General features: G+C 67.9%; 9 protein-coding genes and 1 pseudogene. 4 read left to right on the forward strand and 6 right to left on the reverse strand.

The window, feature by feature from the left end; translation table 11 throughout:
* Positions 1-42: 42 nt before the first annotated feature.
* From EFY87_RS11205 to EFY87_RS11215, 3 genes are read right to left on the reverse strand one after another with little or no spacing between them, the layout of a single operon-like run.
* On the reverse strand, positions 43-705 hold the full coding sequence (locus EFY87_RS11205; RefSeq protein ID WP_148043308.1) for a hypothetical protein: 663 nt from the start codon (positions 703-705) through the stop codon (positions 43-45).
* 43 nt (positions 706-748) lie between these two features.
* Positions 749-1,675 carry a pseudouridine-5'-phosphate glycosidase gene (locus EFY87_RS11210; RefSeq protein ID WP_123271558.1) on the reverse strand — a complete coding sequence of 309 codons (927 nt, stop codon included), beginning with the start codon at positions 1,673-1,675 and terminating at the stop codon, positions 749-751.
* Positions 1,672-2,583: a carbohydrate kinase family protein gene (locus EFY87_RS11215; RefSeq protein WP_158607598.1), complete on the reverse strand. Its 912-nt coding sequence runs from the start codon at positions 2,581-2,583 to the stop codon at positions 1,672-1,674. The genes EFY87_RS11210 and EFY87_RS11215 overlap by 4 nt, the downstream gene beginning before the upstream one ends.
* 45 nt (positions 2,584-2,628) lie before the next feature.
* On the opposite strand from EFY87_RS11215, the gene EFY87_RS11220 reads away from it, so the two are divergent.
* The 4 genes from EFY87_RS11220 to EFY87_RS11235 all read left to right on the forward strand — a co-directional run bounded on the left by EFY87_RS11220 (position 2,629) and on the right by EFY87_RS11235 (position 7,330).
* Positions 2,629-3,351, forward strand: coding sequence for a Type 1 glutamine amidotransferase-like domain-containing protein (locus EFY87_RS11220; RefSeq protein WP_123271560.1), 723 nt, complete (start codon positions 2,629-2,631; stop codon positions 3,349-3,351).
* 39 nt (positions 3,352-3,390) lie between these two features.
* Positions 3,391-3,999: a TetR/AcrR family transcriptional regulator gene (locus EFY87_RS11225; protein WP_123271561.1), complete on the forward strand. Its 609-nt coding sequence runs from the start codon at positions 3,391-3,393 to the stop codon at positions 3,997-3,999.
* Positions 4,000-4,065: 66 nt separating this feature from the next.
* A complete protein-coding gene (locus tag EFY87_RS11230) occupies positions 4,066-5,502 on the forward strand; it encodes an MDR family MFS transporter (RefSeq protein ID WP_123271562.1) in 1,437 nt (478 codons plus the stop codon).
* Positions 5,503-6,064: 562 nt separating this feature from the next.
* Positions 6,065-7,330, forward strand: coding sequence for an MFS transporter (locus EFY87_RS11235; protein WP_148043309.1), 1,266 nt, complete (start codon positions 6,065-6,067; stop codon positions 7,328-7,330).
* Between the two features lie 30 nt (positions 7,331-7,360).
* On the opposite strand, the gene EFY87_RS11240 is transcribed toward EFY87_RS11235, so the two are convergent.
* The 3 genes and pseudogenes from EFY87_RS11240 to EFY87_RS21150 all read right to left on the reverse strand — a co-directional run.
* Positions 7,361-7,750 carry a hypothetical protein gene (locus EFY87_RS11240; RefSeq protein WP_123271564.1) on the reverse strand — a complete coding sequence of 130 codons (390 nt, stop codon included), beginning with the start codon at positions 7,748-7,750 and terminating at the stop codon, positions 7,361-7,363.
* Positions 7,751-7,778: 28 nt separating this feature from the next.
* On the reverse strand, positions 7,779-8,174 hold the full coding sequence (locus EFY87_RS21350; protein WP_425459359.1) for an HNH endonuclease: 396 nt from the start codon (positions 8,172-8,174) through the stop codon (positions 7,779-7,781).
* Positions 8,056-8,441: pseudogene (locus EFY87_RS21150) on the reverse strand (HNH endonuclease); the annotation flags it as partial. The pseudogene EFY87_RS21150 and the gene EFY87_RS21350, both read right to left, overlap by 119 nt.

Here is an 8,441-nt window from a genome sequence, read left to right on the forward strand (position 1 = left end):
CAGCGCCTGCGCCGTCGCCCGCCGGGTCTCAGCCGTCGGGTTTCAGCCGTCGGCCCCCGGCGCCCGCCGAGTGGCGAAAGCGACATCCACGCAGGGCAGTTCGCTGCGCGGCAGCACGGCGGTGACGACCGTGTCCGCAGCGACTCGTGCTCCGACGGCATAGAGCAGCGGGTGGGTGTTGATCTCGACTGCATCGACAGTGGCGTCGTCGACCTCGACGGTCGTGTGCTGCCCGATCAGCTCGGCGCCGCGCTCCTCGGCATACCGGTTGGTCAGCACGTCTTCGAGATGCTCGGTCAGCACCTGGGCCGGGTCGTCGTCCTGGCCCGGGTCGCGCGTCCAGGTCGTGCGGACCGCCTCCCACAGTTGCGGGTAGCGCAGTTGCTGGACCCGATCGACCAACCACTGGGGTCGAGGGTATGGCGGCTCCCTGTCGAGCGCGGCCCGGGTCTCGTCGTCCAGATCGGCCAGGTTGGCCGGGTCCGAACGGTCGCCGGGGTTGCGCCACAGCGTGTAGGTGAGGCTCACCGCGACGTCGGTGAGCCCGGCGGAATCGCTGCCCTGGGCGATGTTCAGCGCGCCGGTGTCCTCCAGCGACGACTGTTCGACCAGCCCGAAGACGGTCAGCGGCAGCCGACGCAACTCCGCTTCCTGTGCCCTTCTCGGATCCGGTGCGTCGACCGGCACCCTTCCCGCGAATCGCATGGTCCGATTGTGGCGTTACCTGTGAACTGCGGCAACAGTGGTGTCAGGGCCGCAGCGCCGCATAGGCCTTCGCCAGCCGGGCGCCGAGCAGCGCATTGTTCTTGACGAGCGCGATGTTTGCCGTGAGGGATGCGCCCCCGGTGAGTTCGACGACGCGGCCGAGCAGGTATGGCGTGGTGTCCTTGCCGGTGAGACCCAACTCGTCCATGTCCGCGAGCGCCTGGGTGATGATGCCCGCGATCTGGTCGGCCGGGATCTCGTCGGCGGCGGGAATGGGACTGGCGATGTCGAAGCCCGAGGTCACGCCGAGGTCCCATTGAGCTGCCATGATGGCGGCCAGCTCCTCGGGCGAGTCCGCACGCATCGGCGCGGCATACCCGCTGGATCGTGAATAGAACGAAGGGAATTCGTCGGTCTGGTAGCCGATGACCGGGATTGACAGGGTCTCCATCGCCTCCAGCGTGAGGCCGATGTCGAGGATCGACTTCACCCCGGCGGAGATGACTGCGACCGGGGTGCGGGACAGCTCGGTGAGGTCGGCCGACACGTCCATGCTCGAGGTGGCGCCACGGTGGACGCCGCCGAGACCGCCGGTCGCAAAGACCGCGATGCCCGCGAGGTGTGCCAGGCGCATCGTGGCGGCGACCGTAGTGGCGCCATGCACGCCCTTGGCAACAACGTAACCGAGGTCTCGCACACTTGCTTTGGTGACGGATTCGACTGCCTTGCCGAGCATTTCGAGGTCGTCGGCAGTCAGTCCGACACGGGGCGCGCCGTCGAGGACAGCGATGGTCGCGGGTGTGACACCTTCGGCCCGGATGAGATCCTCGACCTCGCCGGCCATCCGGACGTTGTCCGGATAGGGCATGCCATGGCTGATGATCGTGCTCTCCAGCGCCACGACCGGGCGGCCGTCGGCGAGCGCTTCCCGCACTTCGTCGGTCAGCTGCAGGCGGGGGTGGGGACTCATATTCGCTCCTTCTGGAGGACTTGCTCCACCAGGGCGGCGCTCAGATCCGGCCGCACGGTGAAGTCACTGGTGATGGTCAGATAGGCGGCCGCGGCGCCTCGGGCTGCCGCGTCCGCGTCGCTCAGCCCGGCGCACAGGCCGTGCACGTATGCCGCGCACATCGCGTCTCCCGCGCCGGTCACGTCGCGGACCTGCGCCGGGATCGCCGGCACGCTGATCGGTGCGCCGCTGCCGAAAAGCGTTGACCCACGGGCGCCTTCGCGCACCCAGACTCGTGCAACACCCGCCTCGTGCAAAGTGCACACGCCGGCCTCGACGTCTTCCCGGCCGGACAATGCGACCAGCTCGGACCGCGTCGGAGTGAGCGTGTGGATCGGGACACTGCCGAGCATCGGCAGCAGGCGCTGTGCCTTCCGGTCCGACACCGGGTCTAGCACCACCGGCACGTCGGCAGCTGCGGCCGCGCGGCATACGTGCTCGAGCGTGGCCGTCGAGAGGTTGGTGTCGGCGACGACGTATGACGCCGCGGCGACCACTTCGTCCGGCACGTGCTCGGGAGCGAGCGCTTCCGTGGCGGACATGTCGGAGACGGCTCCCACAAGTTCGCCGTCGGCGTCGAGCATGGCCAGATAGCTCCCGCTGGGCATCGGCAACTGCACAGAATGACGGAGATCGACTCCGGCAGAGCGGGTTTCGTCCACCATACGTTGCCCGAAGGTGTCGTCGCCGAAGGCCGCGATGAGCGCCGTCGGCACACCGAGCAGCCCGAGGTTGGCGGCGATGTTGCGGCCGACGCCACCTGCGCTGCTGTGCGTCGCGCCGGGGTTGCTGGTGCCGGGCCGGAACGCGGCCGTGGAGCGGGCAATGACGTCGACGTTCGCGCCGCCGACGACAAGCACTGGACCCATGAAAGCCATTGTGCCAGCGCTGGCGCGACGGGCTACGGTCGGTGTATGACGACCGAGCGCACCATTCTCGCGACCTCCGGTGGGCTTCGCCCGGGCGAGCGCACCTACTTCGAGTTCAGCGAATTGACCCAATTTGCAGTCGATCTCGCGGGTGTTACCGGCCGCGCACCACGGGTGTGCACGATCTCGACGGCGTGCGGGGACAACCCGCACGTGATGCACGAGCTCGGGGAGGCCGCGCGGGTCGCGGGCTATGACCATTCCCATCTGCAGTTGTTCAGCATGCCCAACGTGGCGGACCCGGCCGAGCATCTGCTGGCGCAGGACGTCATCTGGGTGATGGGCGGGTCGGTCGCCAATCTGCTGGCCGTGTGGCGGGTGCACGGTCTCGATCGCGCGATGCGCGCGGCGTGGGAGGCCGGAGTCATCCTCACCGGGGTCAGTGCGGGCTCGATCTGCTGGCACGCCGGCGGCACCACGGACTCGTTCGGTGCGGACCTGCAGCCGGTGACGAACGGGCTGGCCCTGCTGCCCTACGGCAACGGCGTCCACTACGACGGCGAAGCGCGGCGCCGCCCGCTCATGCAGCGCCTGGTTGCGGACGGCACACTCCCCGAGTCCTACTGCTCCGATGATGGCGTCGGATTGCTTTATCGCGGAACGGAGTTGCTGGAGGCAGTGGCCGAGCTGGACGGCGCCGGCGCCTACCATCTGGTGCGCGACGGCGACACCGCGGTCGAAACGCGCATCGACCCGCGGCGGCTATGACGCCATGGTGAACCGGCACTTCGGCCGACGGAGGACGTGATGCCCGCGGAAGACGCAGCGACCCCCACGCCGGCATCCGGTCGGCGCAGGCGCGGTGCGGTGCTCGAAAACGCCCTGCTCGACGCCGCATTCGAGGAGGTGATGGCCAAGGGCTACGACGCGTTCACCATCGAGGCGGTCGCCGAACGGGCAGAAACCAGTCGCGCGGTGGTCTACCGCCGCTGGCCCTCAAAGCCGGAGCTGGTGGCCGCTGCAATCCTGCACCGCGGCCGGCAACAGCCGGTGCGCACACCCGACACCGGGTCACTGCGCAGCGATCTGATCACCCTGCTGCGACAAGCCAATCGCGCGCGTGCGCAGCTCGGCATCCTGCTCAGTGCCCGATTGGGCGCCTACTTCATCGAAACCGGGCAGAGTTTTGCCGACCTGCGCGAGGTGTTCCTGAGCGGACGGGAATCCAGTGTCGACGTGGTCTTCGACCATGCCATCGAGCGCGGCGAGGTGGACCCCGCGAAGGCGACGCCCCGGGTCCGCGGGCTCGCCTTCGATCTCTACCGCCACGAGGTGCTGATGACCTTCCGGCCGGTGCCGGGCGAGGTGATCACCTCCATCGTCGACGAGATTGTGCTGCCCCTGGTCACCCAATAAGAGGCATTGCGTTTCTAACTCTTGCGATCTACGGTGAAGATACACACTGCCTCTTAAGGAGCTGGCATGCTCGACACCGAGACCCCGCAGCAGCAGATCGATCCGGCCGTATGGCGCACGGTCGGGACCGTCCTCGTGGGCGGGCTCGCCGTGCTGTTCGACACGACGATCGTTGCCGTCGGACTGCACACCCTGGCCACTGAACTGCACACATCGGTAGCGACCATCCAGTGGGTCAGCACCGGCTACCTGCTGGCGCTCGGCGTGACGATCCCGATCGCGGGATGGGCGCAGCGGGTGTTCGGCAGCAAACGCCTGTGGATGATCGCGCTCACCTTCTTCCTGATCGGTTCGGTCCTGTCGAGCCTGTCGTGGAATGCCGGCAGCTTGATCACTTTCCGCGTCGTACAAGGCGTCGGCGGCGGGATCATGCTCCCGCTGATGTCGACACTGGTCATGCAGGCGGCGGGCGGCCGGAACATCGGCAAGGTCATGTCTGTGGTGAGCCTGCCCACTGCCGTCGGCCCGGTGCTCGGCCCGGTCATCGGCGGCCTGATCCTGGAGCACTTGCACTGGTCGTGGATGTTCTGGGTCAACGTGCCGTTCTGCGTCGCCGGGCTTGTTCTCTCCGCGATCTTCCTCCCGAAGGACGGTCCGGTGCAGTCCGTGCGGCTGGACCTCGCGGGTCTCGCCCTGATGGCGCCCGGCCTGGTGGGAGTGCTGTTCGGCCTGTCCAACTCCAGCAAGCCGGGAGCGTTCACCCGCGCGGACGTGCTCGTGCCGCTGATTGCCGGGCTGGCGCTGCTCGCTGGATTCGCGGTGCGTGCGCTGCGTGGTCGCGGACCGGCGCTCGTGGACGTGACGCTGCTGAAGCACTGGCCGCTCGCCTCGTCGTCGGCGCTCCTCTTCCTCTCGGGCATCACCCTGTATGGCGCCATGCTGCTGCTCCCCCTCTACTTCCAGCAGCTGCGCGGCACCTCCGTGCTGCAAGCCGGCCTCCTGCTGATCCCGCAAGGCATCGGGACCCTCGTCACGCGATCGATCTCCGGCCGGCTCTCCGACACCATGGGCGCGCGCTGGCTGGCAATCGCCGGCTTCTTCATCGTGCTCGTGGGCACCGTGCCGTTCGCGTTCGCCGACCAGCACACCAGCGAATGGTGGCTGATGGCAGCACTTCTCGTGCGGGGTGCGGGTCTCGGTATCGTCATGGTCCCTCTGATGGCACTCGGCTTCCGTGGCCTGTCCCGCCAGGAGGTGCCCGACGCGTCCATCATCACCCGCATCGCGCAGCAGGTCGGCGGATCGGTCGGCACCGCGGTGCTGGCCGCCATACTCACCGGGGCCGCGGCGACGGCCACCTCGGCGGGCGCACTTTCCGGAGCCTTCCGCGAAACCTTTTGGTGGGCCATCGGATTCACTGCAGCCGGCCTGGTGATTTCGTTCGCGCTGCCAGGCACGCCGAAGACTGCCGCGAGCGCGCCGGACAGTGTCGAGCGCGGATGAGATCGGTCCGCCGCGCCATACTGGCCGCATGGTGAACCAGCACTTCGGCAGACCGAGCGAGGTGTGGAAGCACCTCGTGCCGGCGGCGACACCTGCGCTGGTGCACCTGGACCCGTTCGACCCCTATGCGCGAAGCGGTGACGGCAGGTCCGCACTCGAGTTGGCCGCTCACGTGGCGGATACCGTTGTCGCAGTGGCGAAGGCAACCTGGGCAACGCGACCACACCCGGCACCGGCTTCGGGCACGTCCTCGCGAACGTTCCGGCATCGGTCGTCGCCGAGTGTGAGCGCCTGGGGACCGATGGAACGGCCGGCACGTGGCAGTTCACCACGACACGCTCCGGGCGCTGCTAGCCTCGACGCATGCGTCGTTCAGCTTGAGCAGCCGTGCACTCCATGAGGTGAGCCCCGCCGGCTAACCGTCCGCGGGCCTTTGAGTGCACCGCCCCGCGAATTCCACGGTCGATCCACCGGATCCACCGCAGCTTCTTGATGCCTGCGCTGGGATCCGGTCGCCCCCGTGATCACGCGCTGACGCGCCTTGCTGCTCAAGGACTTTCCGATGTTGCCTTCGTATGTCGGCTCCCGCCCGATCTCAGCCCGCTCCGCCTATCTGTGGTGGGAAGGGTCGTGGTCGCTGCTCCAAACGATCGCCTTCACACTGACCCTGCTCTACCAGGCACAGACCGCCCACCTGAATCCCGCCCAGTTGCTCCTCGTCGGTGCCGTGCTCGAGGCGACCTGCTTCATCTTCGAGATCCCCACCAGCATCGTCGCCGACCTGCATTCGCGGCGTCTATCCGCGCTGATCGGCGCTGTCGTCGTCGGTGTCGGCATCCTGGTGCAGGGGTTGTTTCCCGCGTTCTGGCCGATCCTGCTCGCTCAGGTGGTCTGGGGGATCGGGTTCACGTTCATCTCCGGATCGGTCGATGCCTGGATCACCGACGAGGTCGGCGCCGAGCACGTCCAGACGTTGTTCACCCGGTACCAGCAGCAACACCTCGCCCTCACCTTCGTCGGCATATTGATCGCCGGCGTCCTCGGGCAGTTCGGTCTGCGCACCCCGATGCTGGTCGCGGGTGGCGGTTACCTGGTGCTGGCCGTCGTGATGGCGCCGCTGATGCCGGAGACGCGATTCAAGCCGACCCCGGCGGAGGAGCAGCGGCACTGGGATCAGCTGAGGGCCACTTTTCTGACCGCCGTTCGTGCCGCACGCCGACGCGGTGTCGTGCGTTCGTTCACGGCCATCGCGGTCCTGGCCGGTGTCTCCTCCGAGGTCTTCGACCGGCTCTGGACTGCACACGTCATCGACACGTTTCGGCTGCCTGCGGTGGGTGGGCTCTCCGGCGCGACGACCTGGTTCACGATCTACGCGCTGATCGGCGCGTTGTTGTCGTTGGCGGTGAGCCTCGTCGCGAACCGGATCGCCGGGGACCGCATCAACGCCACCCATCCGACCAAGCTCCTGGCGTCGCTGGTGCTCGTCCAGGTCACCGGGATCATCTGCTTCGCCGGCTTCGGCGCGCTGTGGCCGGCGTTGGCAGCTATGTGGATTCGCGATGCCGCGAGGAACCTCTCCTACCCGGTGCAGTCCGCGTGGCTGAACCGCAACATCGGCTCCGAGGCGCGTGCGACCACCATCTCGGTGACGAGCCAAGCCGATGCCTTGGGACAGGTCGTCGGCGGTCCGACCCTCGGCGTACTCGCCAGCCGGACCTCCATCCCCATCGCGATGACCGTGTCCGCGCTTCTCTACGCGCCGGCCGCAGCGCTCTATGCCCGCATCCGGCCGGCCGGTCAGGGCGATGCCGACTTGCCGCCGGTATGACGGCTGCGCGGCCGCGCCGACCGGGTAGCGTCAGATGGATCGAATCAGGTCTAGGTCCAACGGACACTGCTCGCCCCATTGCTCCGCGTAGAACTCGGGGTCGATGTCCTGCAACGTCTTGCGGAGGTCGTGGATCAGGGCGTCGCGCTCACACCAGCCTGTGAAGTTAACCAGTCCCGGCGCGGCGGCGACGATCCGGACTTCTCCGCGCTCGACGGAGACCGTCACATCGAGGATTTCCGGTTCGAGCGCGAATGACCAGGTGCGGGGTTCCGCGGGCGTTTCTCGGACATGGATCGCGATCTCGCACAACGCTCCGACGACATCGCTGAGGTAGGACACTCGCACGGCGACAGCCAGCTGCCGCTGCTCGAAGCGCAGGGTTGCCCAGCCAGCCTTCTGGATCGTCAGGCTCAGCACGGCGGCATTCCGAACCCTCGTCCGTGGCTCAGTCGCAGCGGAGTGCGTGTTGCCATTCGATGTTCATCAGGGTGCGGCGGATGGGGGACCGGGTGGGTGGCGGGTGTCCCGGCGGGGCGGGTGGCCGACTGGACGCGGCCAGGCCACCGGTGACCACATGCGTTTGACCGGCGTCACCACCCACCAGGTAGTCGGGGTGTTCTTTCACATAGTTGCAGCGTTCGCATAACCCTTGCCCGTCCCGCTCACTGGTCGGCCCACCCCGGGCGTAGGAGGTGATGTGATCGGTCTGTTTCACCGGCGCGTCACACCACGGCGTCCGACTCACACCACGGCGTCCGACACGTCCGATCCCGAACCCGGACCAACCTCGCCAAACCACCCCGGTAACACCGTGACCTCGACTCCATCCCGACCAAGTCACCCGTCTCGGGGTAGGTGAACAGCCGGCGCACCTGCACCCGATCCGAGGTCGCCCACTCCCTCGCCAGGTCCGCCGGCACCGGACCAAACCCCGCCACCTGCCCGGGTTCCTCTCCGATCAACGTGTCCACCCCGATGAGCAGGTCCACGTGCACGTCCACCGGGCCGGTCACCACCCGCCCCGTCACCCGCCCGGTCAGCGTGTCGGCCATCACCTGCCCCCGCGACCGGCCATCCGCTGTCCCCGCCACGGCTTGTAGCGCCGCGT

Origin of the sequence: Flexivirga caeni, assembly GCF_003724155.1 — a bacterium.
GTDB lineage: Bacteria > Actinomycetota > Actinomycetes > Actinomycetales > Dermatophilaceae > Flexivirga > Flexivirga caeni.

Bases quoted from the DNA above. Each gene is read 5' to 3' on its own strand.
- EFY87_RS11225 (WP_123271561.1), top strand. From the start codon at position 3,391: ATGCCCGCGGAAGACGCAGCGACCCCCACGCCGGCATCCGGTCGGCGC.
- EFY87_RS11205 (WP_148043308.1), bottom strand. From the start codon at position 705: ATGCGATTCGCGGGAAGGGTGCCGGTCGACGCACCGGATCCGAGAAGG.
- EFY87_RS11215 (WP_158607598.1), bottom strand. From the start codon at position 2,583: ATGGGTCCAGTGCTTGTCGTCGGCGGCGCGAACGTCGACGTCATTGCC.
- EFY87_RS11220 (WP_123271560.1), top strand. From the start codon at position 2,629: ATGACGACCGAGCGCACCATTCTCGCGACCTCCGGTGGGCTTCGCCCG.
- EFY87_RS11235 (WP_148043309.1), top strand. From the start codon at position 6,065: ATGTTGCCTTCGTATGTCGGCTCCCGCCCGATCTCAGCCCGCTCCGCC.
- EFY87_RS11210 (WP_123271558.1), bottom strand. From the start codon at position 1,675: ATGAGTCCCCACCCCCGCCTGCAGCTGACCGACGAAGTGCGGGAAGCG.
- EFY87_RS11230 (WP_123271562.1), top strand. From the start codon at position 4,066: ATGCTCGACACCGAGACCCCGCAGCAGCAGATCGATCCGGCCGTATGG.